Source organism: Pseudomonas sp. A0308, from assembly GCF_044218815.1.
GTDB classification, from domain to species: domain Bacteria; phylum Pseudomonadota; class Gammaproteobacteria; order Pseudomonadales; family Pseudomonadaceae; genus Aquipseudomonas; species Aquipseudomonas iridis.
In genome coordinates this window covers 2985433-3003657 of sequence record NZ_CP162581.1, presented here as the reverse complement: position 1 = coordinate 3003657, position 18225 = coordinate 2985433, and the positions used below count along the sequence as shown (strand labels likewise).

The window sequence follows — 18225 nt, the reverse complement described above, 5'->3', positions numbered from 1 at the left end:
ATTTCAATAACGTAAAAGTACCAGCGGTTTTAATGCGCGTCAACACCTGCGGTTTTATATTTTTCTTAAGGCAAAAAAAATCCCAGCTCGACCGGGATTATCATGCTCAAGTTGATTCAGAACCTTGGAGCCCTCCGAACCGTGCTCCACCAGAAAACACGCCCAAGCATCCTAACCTCCGAATGGAAAGTCTCTGCGCTCATAATCTCGTCAGGGTACTCATCAGAATTTTCGCTGCGGATCCGGACGGCGCCGCCTGGCATACGATATAGATACTTCACTCGTAGCATGCCCTCCTGATTGAACGCGTATATCTCGCCGTCGAATATAGCGGTACTGGACCGATCAAAACCAATGGCCGCGCCATCCAAAATCAGTCGCTCCATACTTTTGCCTTTGACTCTGGCGCACGCAGCGCTACGACAGTCGACGCCCGCCGCGCGTAAAGTAGCGTTACTGAAACGAAGCTTTCTATCAGCAACCTCAATGACTTCAGTCATTCCCGGGCCTCCGGCAAACTCTACCTCGGCATAATAGGGAACCTCGCAGTCGTCCTCATCGAGGCTGTCGCCATCCTCCCAGACGGACATGTCTCCTAAGTGCACGGCGTTGGATTCGACAGGTACTGCTTCGGTCGCGACGTTGATCTTCGCAAGTTTTTCAACCGTCGCGGCGATCCTCGGGCTAAAGGATGAAATTGGTTCCTGCAGCAGGCTAGAAAACTTAGCGGCCGTCATGACATTGAGGGCATTTTTTCCGTTTAGGTACATGGAAACGCCGGTCTGTGTCATTCCGAATGCCTCCGCCAATTTCTCTTGGCTAAGCCCTAGCTGCTTTTTTTTCGCAAGATAGATTGCCTTGAGCGCCTGGCATTCCTCCATCTCGACGGGGGTAAGTTCTCGTTTTTTCATGTTGGAAGCCTAAGACCCCAGGTTTTAAAATGCAAAGGACCGCCGGTGTTTACATATCTAGCACCGCAGGTTATCTTTTGTGTCATAAGCCATTTAAGGTGAGCGTATGACGCCAATACCACTGAGCTCTTTCGTCCAGGGACGAAGCCAAGAGGAAGCCGCTAAATCTCTGGGTGCGAGCCAAGCAGCCATTTGCAAGGCTTTGAAAACGGGCCGAATCATCTTTGTAACAGAAGAACCTTCAGGTTCGTTTACTGCGATTGAGCTCAAAGGGTTCCCTTCCGGCGGGTCGAGCGAGAAAGCTCGCCCCGACGCTGAACAAATTGTGGGTCAGATTGGGCTTATCGGACAGACCCTGTACATGGCTGGTAATCCATCCAGCACCGGAGGCCCCCAGTGATTTCCAGCGCACTGATCTTCGGCTGCAGCGCTTTCGGCGCCAGCGCATTCGGCTTTGTAGCCGGACTGTTGGTTGCGAGTTACCAGCGCTCGGCCGTCGCGACGTTCCCGGTAACTCATGTGAGCTTCGATTCGGACACTTCAGACGAGGACCGCCTGCGCTTTCTTGACGATGCTGCCCAAGCTGTGAGGGCGGGGAAATTAAGCCAGACCAAGAAGCTTGGTGATGACTCCGCCAGCGACCAGAAGGAATAACCAGATGATCGCCTTCTTGATTTTGGCGCCGTGCTTATCCCAGAACGCTCTCAACGGCGGGCTGTTGAAGCCAAGCATTCCGAAGTCGCCGCCGTCGTACGTATACACGCTCTGGTCCCAATGCTTCACCTTCCAGCGCTTCCACAGCTCTTTGATCTTTTTCATGCCAGGTCTCCGTGACCGTCGTTTCGAGTGGAATCAAAACGATAGCACGGCTTGGCCCGGCACCCATTTGCGGTCTGGCTAAATCGCAGGCAACAAAAAGGCCCGCAGTCGCGAGCCTTTCTAACCAGCCCTTGCAGGGGCTTTCTTTAAATCTTCGTTCGGGAGAACGATATGTCACGCCCAAAAAATACCACCGTACATAACCGGATGCAACACCCCCTTCTAACTATGGCCACGGACTTCACTATCGTGGATGGCGAAAACCGCCAGCCGTTTGCGGTGAATGCCGGGATTGCCGTAGATGAAGCGCTCAACATGGCAACCGGTTTGCTCGGGGCGTTAGCGCACATTGCTACGTCCTGTATTGATCGAGATCCGGGCGTTAATGACGCTGTTGCAATGCGTTTTCTCGCCCTGGCAAGTCAGGCCTTGGTAACAGCATCCGTAGTAAGCGTTGAAATGGGGGAAAAGCCTCATGCAATGCCTGGCGAGTACGCGACACAAAACCCTAATCCGCAAATCGTGTCGCGAACTTCGCAGGAGGCTCGGCCATGAATACTTCACTGTCAGTCATTGATCCCGATGTTATCGAGGGTGAGATCCTTCGCGAGGCAGTCATCGATGCTCGTGATATGTGCTCGATGAACTTCGCCCGGGAAGAGATGCAGCGCCTCGATAAAATCCTCCTCACCCTCGTGGTGCCGGCTCTGGGCGGTTACAGCAATGAGCTGGCTTGCGAGATCGCACGACACCTGGAGCAGATCCGCACATTCAGCGGTAATTTCTGCTGGAAGCACCGCCATCTTGGCGCTTCGTATGGGGTCGTTGGGCAGCGTCCGGGTATTGACGACGTAAAACGTAGTGGGGAGGTAGCTCGATGAGCCCGATCGCCACTGCAAATCCCGCACGCAAATCCATTCCTAAATCAAAACGTCCGTTGCCGAAGAGTAAGCGGATCGGCCTTCGCATTCATGCTGACCAAGATAAAGCTTGGGATCGTCTGCCGTTTGTTGGGAAAGACCATGGCAAGCACTGCTCATGCTGGGATGTGCCAATGACCGGGGGCTTCCATGGCGGCATAGAGGTAGGGCGGGCGATGGGTCGACTTTATCTCAAGTACGTCCGCGATCAGCGTGACAACCCGATGGGGTTTACCAGTTCGTTGCTCAACTCAATGTTGACGAGCTTGGCTGCGAAGAAGCCGCTCACGGAAGATGAAGCTTCCTCGGTTAGCGGACAACGTGTTGGTTTTCTCAGCGAGCTTTCCTACTGGCTGGACGCCGCAGCACTGCAGTTGGGGTCAAGCTTTGACGCCATCTCACCCCAGAAATTTGTCGAGCAGGCGAACGAGAATCTTCTTCGCGATGACGCCTCGCTCATGGCTGCGATCAAGGCGAGGACTGCCAAATGACCATCGCCAAATTCCAAGGCGGCGGCGCCGTCACGATGTCCTCTCAAGAGATCGCCGATCTGGTCGGATCTCGTCACGACAAGGTCAAGCAATCAATCGAACGCCTTGCGGAACGAGGAATCATTCAACTCCCCCCAATGGGGGAAGTTAAAAATCACCTCGGACAAAGCGTTTCTGTCTATCAGGTTTGCAAACGCGACAGCTTCATCGTCGTTGCCCAGCTCAGTCCTGAGTTCACCGCCGCTCTGGTAGATCGGTGGCAGTTGCTGGAAGACGAGGCCTCGCGCCCCATGACCCAGGCCGAAATGATCGCCGCAAGCGCGAACATTCTCGTCAGCTTGGAGCGTCAGCAGGCAGAGCAGCAGATCGGCCTGGACCGCATCGAGCAGAAGGTCGAAAACATGGAGCGTTTCCATGTGTGGGATCACCGGCCATCGAACTGTTTGTCGCTGACCGGCGTGAAGGCCGAGATGAACAAGCGCTATGGCCTATCCGGCGCAGTAGTCGATTACGTTCTGAAGGACTGGCCACATCTCCCAAACCCTGCGGGGATGGTGCGCAACGGCCACGAAGAGGCGCTGGGCAGTCAGTACATGGTGTGGGCGAAGACGCTCGTCACCGCTGCATTCAAGCGTTTCGTCAGCGAATCCACCATGGAAACCGCCACCCAGGCGAGCCACCCATATTTTGAGGGCCGGTTCCGTCTGGTCGAGAAGGTGAAGTCATGAGCAAAACATCCAATCCGGCAGCAGACCTGCCAATGGAAACCATCGATCAGGCGCACTTCGAGAAGTTCGCCAGCGGCCCGCTGATGCTCAAGTGTTTTGAAGTCATGAAGGACGCTCTTGAGTTTGTCGATGAGGGCGGGGTCATCCAGTACCAGGACGACACCTATGTCACGTTTATCGAGGCTTATTGGGCGCTGAAAGTCTTGTTCCAGCGCGAAACCGGAGAGGACGCAAAGCTCATCGCTGAAAAGCGAATTGAGAACTTGCGCACCGCTTTGTTTTCCGACGCCGAGCCAGAGTCAATCAGTCTGGGCTCGTCCAAAGTGGAGCGCCTGGTCAGGTTTGAAGAACCTTACTTCCATCAGTTCGACAACCTGACCTTGGCAGCGATGGCCTACAACGACACCGATGAGGCGCAGATCGGTTTCTCCGAATCGGCTCACAGGCGGATCGATGACGACATCGCCTGGAATATCTCAGTCGGCATGCTCAACGCCAACACAGCGCTGCGCGTACTTGTTTTGCGCCTGTCAGGCGGCTCGCTCAAGGACATGGGCCAGATCGTTGCCCTGATCTCCAATCCGAATGGGGAGACGCTCCAATGATCCGTCGTTTACACCCTTACAGCATCGGGATCGCGCTCGCAGCCATGGCGCCAGTGTGGGCATTAGATCTTCGCGCAGTAGCTGCAGCTCCGATAATCGCCGGCCCATGGCCGAGCTATGCCTCGTTCGCCAATCTGCCAGAGCGCGAGCGGTGGGTGCTGTACGGGTCGGCGAAGGCATACCGCGAAGCTTTGGAAGGTCAGGGCTTCGTCATGAGTGAAAATTATGACGACTTCGTGCGCCGCGTCTGCCAGGAGCTCGACCTATGACCAGGCCAGTGAACGTGGAAAAGGCCACGCCAACCATCCTTTACGCCAAGCAGGCACCGTATGCCTCGGTCAGCAATGACGTGGTAGCCATGATCGTCAACCCTGACGCGCTGGCCATCTGGATTTTCCTGCAAACCCGGTCCAGTGACTGGAAAGTGATCGGCTCGTACCTGCAAGACCGGTTCTCTATCGGCCGAGATCGCTACTCGAAGGCCATGGGGTACCTGAAGGAAATCGGGCTGGTTACGCATGAAACCATGCGCGAGGAAGGCACCGGAAAAGTGCTTGGTCGCCGAGTGATCGTGCATTACGAACCGAACCTACAGGTTTCCCACACTTCGGTTGACCGTAGTGTGGGTTTTCCGAACTGTGGGGAAACCGACAGCTACTTAATAAAGGATTCTTCTACTCAATCACAGAGTAAACCAACGGTCGCTAAAGCTCCCTCGGGGGCTAAGAAATCTCAAAAATTCGATCCTTTGACTGCCAAGCCTGCAAACGTGTCCGAGAGGACTTGGGCTGACTGGTGCCAGCACCGCATGGAAATCCGCAAGCCTCTGACAGCCACCACCTGCGCCAAGCAGGCAAAAACGCTTGAAGGTCATCACAGCCCGGACGTAGTGATCAACCAGTCCATCAGCAACGGCTGGACCGGCCTGTTCCCTGAGAAGGTTTTGACCGGCGCCGCTGGAAAGGCGGGCAACCGCCAGAGCGCCGTCCTCAGCGTGCCAACCCACACCCAGGAGATGTACCCCAATGACCGTTTCTAAATTCATCCTGGCGCCGGAACTGGCTGGAACCCATGAAAAGTATTGCGGCGTTCCCGGGCACAACGCATTCAAGCAGTCTCACGTCGAGCAGTTCGACGGAACGTGGAGGCTTAATGTTTGCCCAGCATGCCGCTGGCAAGCGTTGTACAACACGCCCAAGGAGCTCGAGGAGCATCTGCGGGCGGTGAGGGAAGTTGCTGAGGAGCGCTGGAATCAGGATCTCATTGCCACCGGCATCACGCCGCGCTTTCGCAAGTGCAGCCTGGATAGCTATGTCACTGGCGACGACAAGGCCAAGCAGCGCGCGCTGAACATCTGCCGGAAGTATGCCGAGGGGTTCGAGGATCACCTTAACGCCGGCCGCGCCCTGATGCTGATGGGCGAGATCGGTACCGGCAAGACGCACCTGGCCTGCGCGATCCTGCAGTGCATTGTCCGAAACCAAGGATTTTCCGGTCTGATCGTCACCGCGGAGTCGATCACCCAAGCGGTAACCGACAGCTTCCGCAGCAACTCAGGACCGTCCAAGACAGACCTGATCAACGAGCTGGCCTCTGTCGACCTCTTGGTCATCGATGAAGTCGGCGTTCATTCTGTGCGGGCGGGTAAGGACTTCACGCCCAGCCTGCTGCACGAGGCGATCGACCGCAGATACCAGTTGATCAAGCCGACCATCCTGGTGAGTAATCAGAAACCGGAGGATTTGCACAGCTTCATCGGCCCCCGCGCCGCTGACCGACTGCGTGAAAATGGTGGTCTGCTGGCGCCGTTTACTTGGAAGTCGGCACGCTCGGGAGATTCCGAATGATGGAGTACCTGGAAGTTGCTGATTCCCCGGCGTCGTACCTGGATGTTCCCGACTCTGCGCTCTACAGCCATGAGGCGGAATACGCCCTTATCGGCAGCATGATTCAGCACCCCGATCTGATTGATGATGCTGTTGGAAAACTTTCCGCCGAGGATTTCCACCACCCCGCCTGCGCAGAATTGTTCGAGGTTGTATCAGGGCTTCGCTCGAGAGGCCGCGCAGTCGACGTTGTGACGATTTGCGAGGCTCGCCCCCGCCTGGCTGACGGGCAGAGCTCTCTGGCGGCTGCAGGGCTGCTTGTGAAGAACACTCCCAGCGCGGCGAACTTTGATGAGTACGGCAGGATCATCAAGCAGCGATCCGTGGCGCGTCGGGTTATCGCCGCCGCGAGAATCATGAGCCAGCGCTTGATCGACGGCGAGCCCCTTGACGAGGTTATGAGCCAGGGCCAGCAAGCTTGGGTTTCACTTGAGGCGGAAGGGCTTGACTCGCGCCGCCGGTATCGCTTCATCAAGGACGTTATTCCCGAGGCAATCGACGCAGTGGATCGCCGATTCAACCGGACCGAAAGCCTTGGGTTCGATACTGGGCTGCCTTCGCTGGATGAATTCATCCCGGGCATTTGCCCCGGTCATGTGGTGGTAGTGGCTGGCACACCCGGTAGCGGCAAGACGACGCTGGGTCTGGGCATCGCCGAACGCGTGGCGATGGTCAAAAAGCAGCCCGCGTTGGTGTTCTCCTTGGAAATGACCGACGTGGAGCTGACGAACAGGTCGCTGGCCTCGGTCGGTAGCGTCCAGTTAAAGCACATCAGTGAAGGCCATTCCATGGCTGACAGTGATTGGCCTGGCCTGACATTGGCGGTGAACAAGTTGATGGATGCTCCGCTCATTCTGTGTGACGACTCATCCCTCACGCTACGGGACATTCGCCAGATCTGCCGGACGGTGAAGCGGGAGCACGGCCTTGCGTTCGTCGCGCTGGATTACATCGGCTTGGTGAATGGCGAAAACAACTCGTCGAGCCGGTATGAGGTGGTTACCGAGATTAGTAAAGGCCTAAAACGGCTGGCGAAGGAATTGGCGGTACCCATTGTGGTGCTGGCGCAACTCAATCGCGGGCCGAGTAACAGGCCCAATAAGCGCCCGACCAAAAGCGATCTGCGCGACTCCGGTCAGATTGAGGCCGACGCCGACGTCGTGATCCTGGTGCATCGCGACGGTGAATCCGATGCCGGGAAGGCTGGCGTCACAGAGCTGATTGTCGACAAAAACCGCCATGGCCCTACCGGCTCCTGCCGCGTCCAACACCAAGGCGCCTATCACCGTTTTGTCGAGCTTATCGGCAACCCATACCCATCAGAAGAGGAGGTCGAGATGGGTCGCCCATATGCCAGCACGCACAAGGGGAAAGCCCGATGAGACTTTTTGAATGGCTGAAAGGCCGGCGCATCACCGCGGTACCCGAAGACGACAACCCTCATGCGATACCAGTCGTAGCGCCGAACGGCAACATGATCCTGCCGCTGGGTGCCATCGTGGTTCCAGAGCCAAAGTACCCAGAGGCCGAGCGCATTGCGGCGTCTCTGCGCGAATTCCCCGAAGACTGGCAAATGAATCCGGCAGGGCATTATCTGAAGCACATCCCCACTGGTTTCTTGTTGTGGTGCGGGAACGAGGAGCGTGGCGTCGGCGAGTGGGACGGACACAAGCGGATCCCGTATAGCGAGCCTGAGCAGAAAATCATCTGGAAGGCGCTCGCCCCGCTGGCGGTGATGCGTCCTCGCCAGTTCGGCGCATTGCCCAAGGTGAGGATTCACGGTGCTCGCGGCACCTTCTGGTGCATTGCCGACGGTCATCCTTGGGCTGGCGCTGGAAACTCGCCCGCTGATGCATACCGAGCATGGTCCCGCGCCGTATCGATCCAAGCCCGCAAGGACGTCAACCCCGAAGAATATTTGCATGTGTGGAGTGCCGCGTTATGAGTCGATTATCTGCGGCGCTGCCGCGTAAGAGCCTTCAGGAGTACGAGCGCACGTTCCTGAAGATTGCAGCTGATGGACTTTCGCTAGAACGGCTCGGTGGCGCTGCTGCGCTGGCATGCCTAATCGACGCGGTGGCAAGCTGGCACGCAACCCGGATCGAGATCACCTTTGATGACTATTTTCGGCGCTGGGTTGCCGAGGGCAATGCGAAGAACAAGATTGCCGATCGGTTGTTGCGTGACTTGCTCGGCCTCGATAACGATCCGCCACCACGCCGTATCCGGAGGGCAGCATGAGTGTTTACAGATCGGCGGAGCACGCCATCATGCGAGCAATGAACGTGGACTCGATATCGCTGCACAAGGGGGCGGGCTGGCAGAACAAGTGCCAGGCTGCGAACTGGGAGCCGATCAAAGCCGAGAATCCCTGCCCTCTGGACAAGTTCGACCAGCTCACTCAGGACAGCATGACGAGGGCAGTACTGCGCCGCGTTCTGTCCAAGCATCACTGGGCGGTGCTGGTCGCGCACTTCATGGTCAACCTCGATGGGTCGACCCAGCAGCAACGGGTAACGGCCATCATGGAACTAGCCCGGTCTGCACCAGGCAAAGCGCATCACTTGTTCAGGACCAAGTGCGTCACGGCCTGGGCAACACCGCGCATCCCGGAATCATTCATGGTGCTGCACACCTGGGATAATGCCGAGACACCTACGCCGGAAAAAACGCTGTACCGCTGGAGGTCAGATCTACGTAAGTGGCTGGACGCTGAAAGGGATGCGGCCATAGCGTCGGCCTGGGTAGTTTTGGACGAAGCGCAACTCATCGCCGAAGCTGCTTGATTGGCTGAGAAAATGAGAATATAGTTTCCCACATTGCGGTTCTGCGTCTTTGAGATGCCCCGCACAGAAACAACTTTTAAGCCCGGCCGCAGAAATGCGATGTCCGGGCTTTTTTACGTCCATGTTTTTGTTGATGACCATTGCCAGAGTGGCCCCTCGGGGAATGTCTGGACACCGATTCGCCGGTTAGTGCGGTGGTGCGATCAACACCGGCAGTCAGCGTGCCCTTGCTCCAAAACCTCATGGGCAGCGTTGATGGACAGGGGAGAAAGATCCTCAACCTATTTCAAAGGCTCGCCATATCGGTGGGCCTTTTTCGTTTCCTGTAACAACCAACCCTGAGAGGGATGCTGAATGATGAGGCGTTTAACGATGTATCTAGGGCTGGCATTTGCCGCCTGCATGGCCTGTTTCTCTCCGGCTGCGTTCGCGGAACCACTGCGAGCCGTCAGCTACCACCTGGCAGCAATGACCGAGCCGCAAGATGTCGCCATGCAGCGACTGGAGCTGACGCTTGCCATGTGGCGAACGGGTAGCCAGTCGACTGATGGAGGTCTCGCTTCAAACCTGCGCGCATCCAGCAATCACTTCGTGATGACCTCGGCCAAGCCGGGCATTGAAGAATATGAAGGTCTAGCACCAGCCTGACCACGGCTGGTTGCGATTGAAAAGCCCGGACATATGCGCCGGGCTTTTTTGTACCTCCGAGGAAAGCTGCTACCCGAGTGGATGCTTTCCCGGATGTATCAAGTCCAATCATTTCGGCTCCACCACACCCATCGCTCTGAGCTGGGAGTGCTGATGGAGCCGGATTTACTTACTCCCCGAAAGGGAGGACTGCCGGATGTCCAAGATGCCTGAGAAAAATCCTGACTTCTGGGCGCAGGTCTGGCTGGTCCTTTCCACGCCGCTTTGGCAGGGCGCGATAATGGCCTCCACCATTACTTTGTTGCGCGTGCTTTACGAAGCCAAAGAGCCAAACAAATGGCGGATCGTCTTCGAGGCGCTGATTTGTGGGGCTCTCAGCCTTTCTGCCAGCAGCATCATTGAATGGATGGAATGGCCGCCGAGCCTTTCCGTTGCAGCTGGTGGTGCTATTGGCTTCATCGGTGTCACAGCGATCCGAGACCTGATCATCAGATTCCTCGGTCGCAAGGTGGATGCCGCATGAAGGCCTTCGCTGCTGCAATCATCATCGCCCTGGTAGGGATCTTGCTCATCGGTATCCAGCAGTCTCGCGTCATCGCACTGCGCGGCGAGATGCAGATCGAAACCGATAGTAAGAACGACGCCATCGCGGCCAATACCGAGAGCCAGGCAACCATCACCACGCTGCGAGCAGAAGCCCAGCGCAACGCTGACTATCTCAAGGACCTGAACGGCCGTCTCAAGGCCAGCCAGGCCAAAGCCCGAAAGGCGGAGAAGAACTTTGAAGACCTCAAGCGCAACAGCAAGCCTGTTCGTGATTGGGCTGCTCAGCCTTTGCCTGACGGCCTGCGCGGGAAAGCCGGCAGTGGTAACCAAGACAACAGCAGTAAGACTCGAACCCCCTGAGCTGGTCCCGTGCGAGCGGGTTGACGAGGCGCAGACAGACCTGCGCGACAACGGCGACGTGTGGCAGTTGAAGGACCAGGCCATCAACCTGCTCGACACCTGCGCCGACCAGGTCGACGCCCAGATCAAGCGAAGCCAGAGCAGGTAATCCGCGACACGTTTCGCGCATCAGCAAATTGTGTCGCGACATTGGAGATTGGTATGAACGACAAGACAATTGAGCAAGAGATTCAAGCGAAGGGCCTGACAGCGCCGCGCATCACGCCGGCTGACCTGCAGGCGAACATCGCTGGCGAGTATTACTTCACTGCTGGAAACGGGGTTCAGGCTGCTTTTCATTATCAGGATGAACTGACTCGCCTGACTGGTGCGCATTCGCAGCTTGATCAACTGACCTTCTGCGTCTTGGTCCTGCGCAATGGCTTCACCGTGACTGGCGAGAGTGCATGCGCCAGCCCGGAGAACTTCGACGCCGAGATCGGTCGCAAGATCGCCCGCCAGAACGCCGAGCAGAAGATCTGGCCGCTGATGGGTTACGAACTGACAGAGCGTTTGCACGCTGCGCAGTGAAGAAGTCATGGCTTGTTGCCGTGCCAGGTTACCCACCTTTCCCAATGATCATGCCGGAAGACCACGACCATGCCGGAGCACTGGCATTCGTTCGCTGTATCTGGCCTGAAGCCACAGTAGAGTGAGCACTCATGAGCAACCATCGTCCACCGTTTCGTAACCCGTTAGCCCGTACAGAGAGTGCAATGACTCAGCCCATTACCAGGGATGAGATCGCTGTAATCGCCCTAAGCATTGATGAGTCGCCCGTCTACCTGCGAACTTTCGACAACGGTCTGCATCTGGTGGATGCGTCGGGACAGAAGCTCGGTATACAGATCGCTGTTGCCACGTTCGAAAGAGACGATGGGGTACGGACCGCGACGGTCGAGCTAGCCCATCAGGGCTACTGGCATGAAGGCTCCGTTCTGACTGAACGCAAGGCAACTGCCGGTGAGATCAAGATAGGACTGCGTGCCGCGGGTAAGTCGAACATCCCGACGTTCGTACCGAGCGCCCTTTGCGGGCGCGGGGAGAATGGTCCGGATCTTGAGGTGGCTGGTCCGACGGCCAAGATCAACGACCGTCTGCGTCGTAGCTATGAGGCGCGCAAGAGCTACTGGCTTCATCGGCTATCTACCGGCGCCGTCACTCTTGAGCAGTTGGGTGATGACATTGCCAAGCTGCGTAACGAAATCGCGCTGACCCGTAAGCGCGGGGAGGACACCAGCGCTCTGCTGTACCGCTGGGATAGTGCAGGCCTGCCACCCGGCGATGGTGTTCAGGGCATGCTGGCCCGTGTCGAGACGACCACCGCCCAGCTGCGGGATGAGTTGAAGGTGGGCCCTATAAGCAATCGCTTCATACCGAACGCCGTTCAACTTCAGGCGATGCGCTTGGTTGCCAAGCTGATCAATGCCGGGGCTGTTGCCCTGGTCGACGATCAGTACATACAGGGCGAGCAAGTGTTCCGCGCTCTGAAGATTGGAGAGGGCACCGCATCTGTGCGTGACCCGCATGCCAAGCCCGAGGTGGCCGAAGCCCAGTCAGTGGAAGCTGTCCAGGGTGAGGCAGTCAGCTTCCTTGATCCATTGGAGCAGGCCATCGATCAATCGGTGCGCTTGGTTGCCGAGTCTGAAGGCGAGCTGGCGGTTAAGTTGAGCCGCCACCTTGATGCGCTGCTGGCTGAGCAGCTGAAGCGGGTGACTGCTGATGAATGACAAGGCCGAGTACTACCAGCTAAAGGGCATGGTCAGCGAGATGTCAGCGGAAGAGCAGACCGAAGTCATCAACGCGGCAGCTGAAGTGACCGCGATTGCAGCGCGATCCGATAAGGCGCTGGTCGGCGCACTCATGGCGGTGATGAAGATCGCTGCAGAAGCGTGACGGCATGGCTACCAACTCCCCATGGCATCACCTGTACAAGACTAAGCGTTGGTACAGGTTGCGATGGCATCAGCTTCAGGCGGAACCAACCTGCCGGTTCTGTAGGGCACTGGGCACGGTTGAGGCGGCTGACACCGTCGACCACATCAAGCCCCACAAGGGCGACGAGGTTCTGTTCTTCGATGGTGAGAATCTGCAGTCGTTGTGCGCTTCCTGTCACAACTCGGTTAAGCAGCGACAGGAAAAGTCGGGCTACTTGGTCGGTCACGACACGTCAGGCATGCCGGTCGACCCGAATCACCACTGGAACCGGTGATAGGGCTGGGCTATTGCTCGGGTCAACCGACGATATAGAAAATCAATCGAGGAGACCAGCCTGATAGAGGGGGCGGTCAAATGATAGAGGTTCTCGTTGGATAGGACCGCCCTCGACCCTCTTCTGTATCCGTAACCCGGAAAAACCTCGAAAAACCACATCCCGAAGCATAGAGAAATCGAATGGCAGCCAAGCGAACCCGCTCCGATAGCGCGACGGCGGCAGTCGCGGCGATGCAGGCTGCCGCAGCTGGCCCGATCAAGGTCCCGAGCTTCGTACACCTTCGTAAAGACGACAAGCCCTTCTGGGACTCTGTTGTGCGCGCGCGTACGCGAGAGAGCTGGACAGATAACGACCTGATCCTAGCCGCTAACCTTTCTCGCTGCCTGGCAGACATTGAGCGCTTACAGAAAGAGATTGACGTTGAGGGCGACGTGATCCTCAACGCCAGAGAAACTCAAGTGATTAATCCGAAGCACAGTCTGCTGGAGACGCTGAGCCGCCGAGCGGTGACGCTGAGCAGAACATTGCAGGTTCACGCACACGCTACACAGGGTGAATCGAGAGACCAGGGCAAGAAAGCGACCAAGCAGCGACAGGCTGAACGGGTGATCGAAGAGCAGGATGACGATGATCTAATCCCCCGAGCCGTTCACTGATGGCCGCGAGCAGCCGCACACGCGGCCAGCGAGTCATTGCCTTCATCGAAAAGTATTGCCGGGTTCCTGAGGGCAAGCACATCGGCAAGCCGTTGGTGCTCGACCCATTCCAAAAGGATTTCATCCTTGCGATCTATGACAACCCGGTAGGCACCAGCACTGCGTACTTGAGCATCGCGCGCAAGAATGGCAAGACCGGTCTGATCGCAGGAATCCTACTCGTTCACCTGGTTGGCCCCGAGGCTGTACAGAACTCGCAGATCGTTTCCGGCGCCATGAGCCGGGAGCAGGCGGGGATTGTTTTCAACCTTGCTGTGAAGATGATCAACCTGAACCCTGACCTTCAGGCGCTGGTGCACATCAATCCGAGCGGCAAGAAGCTGCTCGGGACGCCTCTCAATGTTGAGTACAAAGCGCTCGCCGCCGAAGGTAAAACGACTCACGGCCTGTCGCCAATACTCGCCATTCTCGACGAGGTCGGCCAGGTGCGCGGGCCTCAAGACGATTTCATCGACGCGATCACCACCGCCCAGGGCGCGCACGACGCTCCGCTGCTCATTGCGATCAGCACCCAAGCCGCGCAGGACGGCGACCTGCTCAGCATCTGGCTCGACGACGCGGCCCGGTCCAAGGATCCGCACATCGTCAGCCATGTTTACGAGGCTCCCAAAGACTGCAAGTTGACTGATCCGGTGGCGTGGCGAGCAGCCAACCCAGCGCTTGGGACGTTCCGTTCCTTGCCCGATCTGGAGAAACAAGCCGAGCGGGCCAATCGGATGCCGGCGTCGGAGAACACGTTCCGCAACCTTTGCCTCAATCAGCGAGTTTCGACTGTGTCGGTGTTCGTCTCGAAGGGGGTGTGGGAATCCTGTGGTGATGAGCCTGACAGCCCTGACGGGTTGGATCTGTATGGCGGCCTTGACCTGTCATTCCGAACCGACCTCACAGCTTTTGTCGTGATCGGAAAACGCAATGGGGCGTGGAGCGCTTGGGCCTTCTTCTGGACTCCCGAGGTCGGGCTGATGGAGCGAGCCAAGCGTGACCGCGAGCCGTACGACGTATGGGTCAGGCAGGGTCTGCTGATCACCACTCCCGGCGCGACGGTCGATTACGCGTTCGTGGCAACGGACATCGCCCGGATCTTGAACGACTTGGGCGGCGACATTCAGGCGATCGCATTCGACCGCTACCGGATCGACCTATTCAAACGTGACGCAGAAGCCCAGGGAGTGAACCTCCCTTTGATCGAGTACGGCCAGGGGTTCAAGGATATGGCGCCAGCGATAGACGCGCTGGAATCGGAATTGCTCAACGGTCGACTGCAGCACGGCATGAACCCCGTGTTGACCATGTGCGCGGCCAACGCCGTCATCCAGAAAGACCCCGCAGGCGGACGCAAGTTTGCCAAGGACAAAGCTACCGGTCGGATCGATGGCATGGCCGCTCTCGCGATGGCTTTCGGAGCCACCCTCGGCACCATCGATGAGAGCAAAGGCGACATCGACGACTACCTCCAAAACGGATATTCCGGACTTCTATAGGCTCAATATGGCTTCTCGCTGGTACAACCCGATGAGCTGGAGTTTCTTCGGCTTTAACGATCCAAAAACAGGTCAGTACATCGAGGTCAATACCGACATTGGCGGGGAGACGCGCTCCGGCGAGGTCATCACGCCGAAGAAGGCGATGGCCATCCCGATTGTCTGGGCGTGCGTAAAGATTCTGAGCGAAACGGTCTCAGGTCTTCCGCTGAAGCTGTACGACGATCTCCCCACGGGGCGCGTGCTCGCAAGGGGAAACACCAGGGCGGCGCGCTTGCTCGCCAAGCCCAACCCGTACATGACGATGCTCAACTTCCTAAAGGCCATCATCGTCAACATGGCGCTTCGCGGGAATGCGTATGCGCTGATCGAGCGCAACGATGATGGTGACTTCATTGGGTTTATCCCCCTGAGTGCTGACTCGGTTCAAGTCGATACCGACGAAGACTTGATCTACTGGGTAACCCCGCCGAAGGGCCCGCGTTTCCCGGTGTCGCCGGCGTTCATGCTGCACTTCAAGATATTCAGCGCTGACGGAATAAACGGTTTATCCCCGGTTGAGTACCAGAAGGAGGCCATGGGCCTGGCGAAAGCGGCTCAGAGTTGGTCGTCACGTTTCATGCGTAAAGGCGGCTTTACCGGTGGCTACGTTATCTACGATCAGTTCCTGACCGAAGAACAGCAAAATCAAGTCCTCTCAAAATTCCCCAAGATCCGCGACGGTGACGTCGAGGACATCGGGAAGATGGGTCTGTTGCAAGGCGGGCCAAAGATCGTCCCTGCTGGCATGACACAGAAGGACAGTCAGTTCATCGAGTCGCAGCAGTTCCAGGAAGAAGCACTGGCGGGCATCTGGGGCGTTCCGTTGTACCTGGCTAACCGCGCCGGGAAGACCTCAATCATGGGATCGAACCTTGAGCAGCAAGTAAGCGGGTTCGTCAGGTTCGGCCTCAACCCCTATATCAAAGCAATTGAAGATGAGCTCAACGACAAGCTTTTTAGCGGAACTAATCAGTTCGCTGAGTTTGTTGTTGAGGGCTTGCTGCGGGGAGATAGCGTCGCCCGCGCCGCCTACTACCAAGCGGCACTCGGTGGTTCAGGCGGGTCCGGCTGGATGTCTATCAACGAGGTTCGCCGTAAAGAGAACGACCCCCCGATGGTTGGCGAAGAGTATGACCGGGTCACCCGGTGGGAGATGCAGACCAATGCTAAGCAAGATTGAAGTCCCCTTCGAAGTAAAGGCCAGCGACGAGCTCGGCAACTTCGAGGGCTACGCAGCGGTGTTCAACAACATCGACCTGGGCGATGACGTGATTCTCCCGGGTGCGTTCACCAAGGTGAAGACCACGCGGGCGGGACGTTTGAAGCTGGCGCTGTTCCATGACCTGACACGGCTCGTTGGCTCTGCTGAGTTCAGCCAAGACACTCATGGCCTCTATCTCAAGGGCAAGGTCAACCTGGCGGTGAGCTACGCCCGTGACGCTTACGAGCTGATGAAGGAGGGCACGCTAGATAGCATGTCCATCGGCTTTAACACGATCCTCGCGGCCTATGAAGAGCGCGAGGGACGTAGCGTGCGGATCATCAAACAGGCGGAGCTCTGGGAAGCTTCGCTGGTGCCGTTCGGAATGAATCCCGCGGCGCAGGTTACCGACGTGAAATCGGATATCAGAAATTTCGAGAAAGCCCTGCGTGACCGCATGGGCCTTTCTCAGAAGGAGGCGGCAGCAGTCGCCTCGCTCGGCTACTCCGCAGTGCACCGAGATGGTGGAACTGAGGCCACGGCGATCGTGGATGGGCTGAAATCACTCTCCACCACTTTTGATAATTTTTTTAAGGTGTCGCCATGACCGATCCAATTCAAGAAGTAAAAAGCTCCCTCGAAAACCAGTTGAAGGAAGGCTTCACTGGTCTTCAGAAGAAATACGACAACGTTGCCGATGAGCTGCAGAAGGGCAACACCGTCTCCGCCACGATGAAGGCTCAGATCGAAACCCAGAAGGGCGAGATCGAGCGCGTCATCGAGCAGGTCCAAAAGCTTGAAGAGAAGGGCATCAAGCTGCGTAGCCAGCCGGGTGAAGCCAAAAGCTTCATCGACCTGGTGAAAAATGACGATGCTTACAAATCGTTGCAGGCGAAGAGCGTTTCCCTGGCCGATATCGAAGTGACCAAATCCGACATGGCCAGCATGAAGGAAATGAAGGTCACCAGCGCCGGCATCGTTGCGCCGAACTATGACCCGGTCATTCAGCCTGGGATCCGACAGGAGCTGCGCATCCGCGACCTGTTGACTACCGTGCCAGTGTCCGGTCAGAACTTCACCTTCTTCAAAGAGAATCTGCACACCCGGGGCGCGGCGCCGGTGGCAGAAGGCGGCTTGAAGCCGACCAGCAACGTGACTTTCACGACCCAGACGGACCGTGTTAAGAAAATTGCTGTTTGGATGCCCGTGACGGATGAAGCGCTGGACGACGTTCCTCAGCTGATGGCCTACCTGCAAGAGCTGCTGCGCTACGACCTGAAGCTCGAGGAAGAGCGCCAGATCCTGAAGGGCGATGGCACCGGCGAGAACCTGAACGGGCTGATGACTCAGGCCACCGTGTTCGACGCGGCACTGACGAAGGCAGGTGATACCGCCATCGACCTGGTGCGCCGCGCGATCTACCAGGTTCGCAAGCAGTCGATGCTGTCCGCTGACGGGATTGTGATGACCGAGCTCGACTGGATGAACATCGAGCTGCAGAAGGATGGCGAGAACCGCTACTTGTTCGCGAACCTGCAGGGCCTGGTTACACCGGTACTCTGGGGTCGCCCGGTAGTCACCTCCGACAGTGTCGATGAGGGTGACGAAGATACTGGTGGCGAGTTCCTGGTTGCGAACTTCGCGCGCTCCTCCGTGCTGTTCGATCGCATGTCGTTCCTGTTCAAGATGGGCCTGATCAATGATCAGTTCATCAAGAACGAGCGCGCGCTTCTGGTGGAAGAGCGTCTCGGCCTGGGCGTTCGCCGCCGTGAAGGTCTGGTCAAAGGCCGGTTCACCGTCGCGGCCTAACACCCGCACCGTTGGAATGGCC

Annotated in this window: 28 protein-coding genes; 26 read left to right on the top strand and 2 right to left on the bottom strand. The window is 57.4% G+C overall.

Translation table 11 applies throughout. The features are described from left to right. Nucleotides 1-116: 116 nt before the first annotated feature. Nucleotides 117-911, bottom strand: a complete 795-nt coding sequence (locus tag AB4P92_RS13855; protein WP_395599575.1) for a S24 family peptidase — start codon at nt 909-911, stop codon at nt 117-119. Between the two features lie 106 nt (nt 912-1017). Between AB4P92_RS13855 and AB4P92_RS13850 the strand changes: the two genes are divergently transcribed. Continuing rightward, nucleotides 1018-1311: a Cro/CI family transcriptional regulator gene (locus tag AB4P92_RS13850; protein WP_395599574.1), complete on the top strand. Its 294-nt coding sequence runs from the start codon at nt 1018-1020 to the stop codon at nt 1309-1311. 200 nt (nt 1312-1511) lie between these two features. On the opposite strand, the gene AB4P92_RS13845 is transcribed toward AB4P92_RS13850, so the two are convergent. Next, the gene (locus AB4P92_RS13845; RefSeq protein ID WP_395599573.1) at nt 1512-1730 is read right to left on the bottom strand and encodes a hypothetical protein; all 219 of its coding nucleotides are present in this window, start codon (nt 1728-1730) and stop codon (nt 1512-1514) included. Nucleotides 1731-1901: 171 nt separating this feature from the next. On the opposite strand from AB4P92_RS13845, the gene AB4P92_RS13840 reads away from it, so the two are divergent. The 25 genes from AB4P92_RS13840 to AB4P92_RS13720 all read left to right on the top strand — a co-directional run bounded on the left by AB4P92_RS13840 (nt 1902) and on the right by AB4P92_RS13720 (nt 18203). Continuing rightward, on the top strand, nt 1902-2285 hold the full coding sequence (locus AB4P92_RS13840; RefSeq protein WP_395599572.1) for a DUF3077 domain-containing protein: 384 nt from the start codon (nt 1902-1904) through the stop codon (nt 2283-2285). Beyond that, a complete protein-coding gene (locus AB4P92_RS13835) occupies nt 2282-2611 on the top strand; it encodes a hypothetical protein (RefSeq protein ID WP_395599571.1) in 330 nt (109 codons plus the stop codon). Before AB4P92_RS13840 ends, AB4P92_RS13835 begins: the two co-directional genes overlap by 4 nt. Further along, complete coding sequence (locus AB4P92_RS13830; RefSeq protein WP_395599570.1) at nt 2608-3141, top strand: hypothetical protein; 534 nt, start codon at nt 2608-2610, stop codon at nt 3139-3141. The genes AB4P92_RS13835 and AB4P92_RS13830 overlap by 4 nt, the downstream gene beginning before the upstream one ends. Continuing rightward, nucleotides 3138-3869 (top strand): Rha family transcriptional regulator, encoded by a 732-nt coding sequence (locus AB4P92_RS13825; protein WP_395599569.1) that lies wholly within the window; start codon nt 3138-3140, stop codon nt 3867-3869. The genes AB4P92_RS13830 and AB4P92_RS13825 overlap by 4 nt, the downstream gene beginning before the upstream one ends. Further along, the gene (locus AB4P92_RS13820) at nt 3866-4474 is read left to right on the top strand and encodes a hypothetical protein (RefSeq protein ID WP_395599568.1); all 609 of its coding nucleotides are present in this window, start codon (nt 3866-3868) and stop codon (nt 4472-4474) included. Before AB4P92_RS13825 ends, AB4P92_RS13820 begins: the two co-directional genes overlap by 4 nt. 44 nt (nt 4475-4518) lie before the next feature. Then, nucleotides 4519-4743: a hypothetical protein gene (locus AB4P92_RS13815; RefSeq protein WP_395599672.1), complete on the top strand. Its 225-nt coding sequence runs from the start codon at nt 4519-4521 to the stop codon at nt 4741-4743. Beyond that, the gene (locus AB4P92_RS13810; RefSeq protein WP_395599567.1) at nt 4740-5513 is read left to right on the top strand and encodes a hypothetical protein; all 774 of its coding nucleotides are present in this window, start codon (nt 4740-4742) and stop codon (nt 5511-5513) included. The genes AB4P92_RS13815 and AB4P92_RS13810 overlap by 4 nt, the downstream gene beginning before the upstream one ends. Next, nucleotides 5500-6321 (top strand): ATP-binding protein, encoded by an 822-nt coding sequence (locus tag AB4P92_RS13805; protein ID WP_395599566.1) that lies wholly within the window; start codon nt 5500-5502, stop codon nt 6319-6321. Before AB4P92_RS13810 ends, AB4P92_RS13805 begins: the two co-directional genes overlap by 14 nt. Next, a complete protein-coding gene (locus AB4P92_RS13800) occupies nt 6318-7742 on the top strand; it encodes a replicative DNA helicase (RefSeq protein WP_395599565.1) in 1425 nt (474 codons plus the stop codon). Before AB4P92_RS13805 ends, AB4P92_RS13800 begins: the two co-directional genes overlap by 4 nt. After that, nucleotides 7739-8305, top strand: a complete 567-nt coding sequence (locus tag AB4P92_RS13795; RefSeq protein WP_395599564.1) for a hypothetical protein — start codon at nt 7739-7741, stop codon at nt 8303-8305. The genes AB4P92_RS13800 and AB4P92_RS13795 overlap by 4 nt, the downstream gene beginning before the upstream one ends. Beyond that, on the top strand, nt 8302-8601 hold the full coding sequence (locus AB4P92_RS13790; RefSeq protein ID WP_395599563.1) for a hypothetical protein: 300 nt from the start codon (nt 8302-8304) through the stop codon (nt 8599-8601). Before AB4P92_RS13795 ends, AB4P92_RS13790 begins: the two co-directional genes overlap by 4 nt. Continuing rightward, nucleotides 8598-9146: a hypothetical protein gene (locus AB4P92_RS13785; protein ID WP_395599562.1), complete on the top strand. Its 549-nt coding sequence runs from the start codon at nt 8598-8600 to the stop codon at nt 9144-9146. Before AB4P92_RS13790 ends, AB4P92_RS13785 begins: the two co-directional genes overlap by 4 nt. A gap of 354 nt (nt 9147-9500) precedes the next feature. Beyond that, on the top strand, nt 9501-9794 hold the full coding sequence (locus tag AB4P92_RS13780; protein ID WP_395599561.1) for a hypothetical protein: 294 nt from the start codon (nt 9501-9503) through the stop codon (nt 9792-9794). A gap of 196 nt (nt 9795-9990) precedes the next feature. After that, the gene (locus AB4P92_RS13775) at nt 9991-10317 is read left to right on the top strand and encodes a phage holin, lambda family (protein ID WP_232392815.1); all 327 of its coding nucleotides are present in this window, start codon (nt 9991-9993) and stop codon (nt 10315-10317) included. Then, entirely contained in the window at nt 10314-10700 is a 387-nt protein-coding gene (locus AB4P92_RS13770; RefSeq protein ID WP_395599560.1) for a hypothetical protein, read from the top strand. The genes AB4P92_RS13775 and AB4P92_RS13770 overlap by 4 nt, the downstream gene beginning before the upstream one ends. Then, a complete protein-coding gene (gene lysC, locus AB4P92_RS13765) occupies nt 10609-10848 on the top strand; it encodes an Rz1-like lysis system protein LysC (protein ID WP_395599559.1) in 240 nt (79 codons plus the stop codon). Before AB4P92_RS13770 ends, lysC begins: the two co-directional genes overlap by 92 nt. Before the next feature lie 53 nt (nt 10849-10901). Then, on the top strand, nt 10902-11270 hold the full coding sequence (locus tag AB4P92_RS13760) for a Gp49 family protein (protein ID WP_395599558.1): 369 nt from the start codon (nt 10902-10904) through the stop codon (nt 11268-11270). A 185-nt stretch (nt 11271-11455) separates the two neighbouring features. Continuing rightward, nucleotides 11456-12469, top strand: coding sequence for a hypothetical protein (locus AB4P92_RS13755; RefSeq protein WP_395599557.1), 1014 nt, complete (start codon nt 11456-11458; stop codon nt 12467-12469). Then, nucleotides 12462-12635 (top strand): hypothetical protein, encoded by a 174-nt coding sequence (locus AB4P92_RS13750; protein ID WP_232392819.1) that lies wholly within the window; start codon nt 12462-12464, stop codon nt 12633-12635. The genes AB4P92_RS13755 and AB4P92_RS13750 overlap by 8 nt, the downstream gene beginning before the upstream one ends. A gap of 4 nt (nt 12636-12639) precedes the next feature. Beyond that, nucleotides 12640-12951, top strand: a complete 312-nt coding sequence (locus AB4P92_RS13745; RefSeq protein WP_395599556.1) for an HNH endonuclease — start codon at nt 12640-12642, stop codon at nt 12949-12951. A 182-nt stretch (nt 12952-13133) separates the two neighbouring features. After that, entirely contained in the window at nt 13134-13610 is a 477-nt protein-coding gene (locus AB4P92_RS13740) for a TerS protein (RefSeq protein ID WP_395599555.1), read from the top strand. Further along, nucleotides 13610-15151, top strand: a complete 1542-nt coding sequence (locus AB4P92_RS13735) for a terminase large subunit (RefSeq protein ID WP_395599554.1) — start codon at nt 13610-13612, stop codon at nt 15149-15151. The genes AB4P92_RS13740 and AB4P92_RS13735 overlap by 1 nt, the downstream gene beginning before the upstream one ends. A 7-nt stretch (nt 15152-15158) precedes the next feature. Beyond that, the gene (locus AB4P92_RS13730) at nt 15159-16373 is read left to right on the top strand and encodes a phage portal protein (RefSeq protein WP_395599553.1); all 1215 of its coding nucleotides are present in this window, start codon (nt 15159-15161) and stop codon (nt 16371-16373) included. Then, complete coding sequence (locus AB4P92_RS13725) at nt 16357-17001, top strand: HK97 family phage prohead protease (protein WP_395599552.1); 645 nt, start codon at nt 16357-16359, stop codon at nt 16999-17001. The genes AB4P92_RS13730 and AB4P92_RS13725 overlap by 17 nt, the downstream gene beginning before the upstream one ends. After that, nucleotides 16998-18203, top strand: a complete 1206-nt coding sequence (locus AB4P92_RS13720; protein ID WP_395599551.1) for a phage major capsid protein — start codon at nt 16998-17000, stop codon at nt 18201-18203. Before AB4P92_RS13725 ends, AB4P92_RS13720 begins: the two co-directional genes overlap by 4 nt. Nucleotides 18204-18225: the final 22 nt, after the last annotated feature.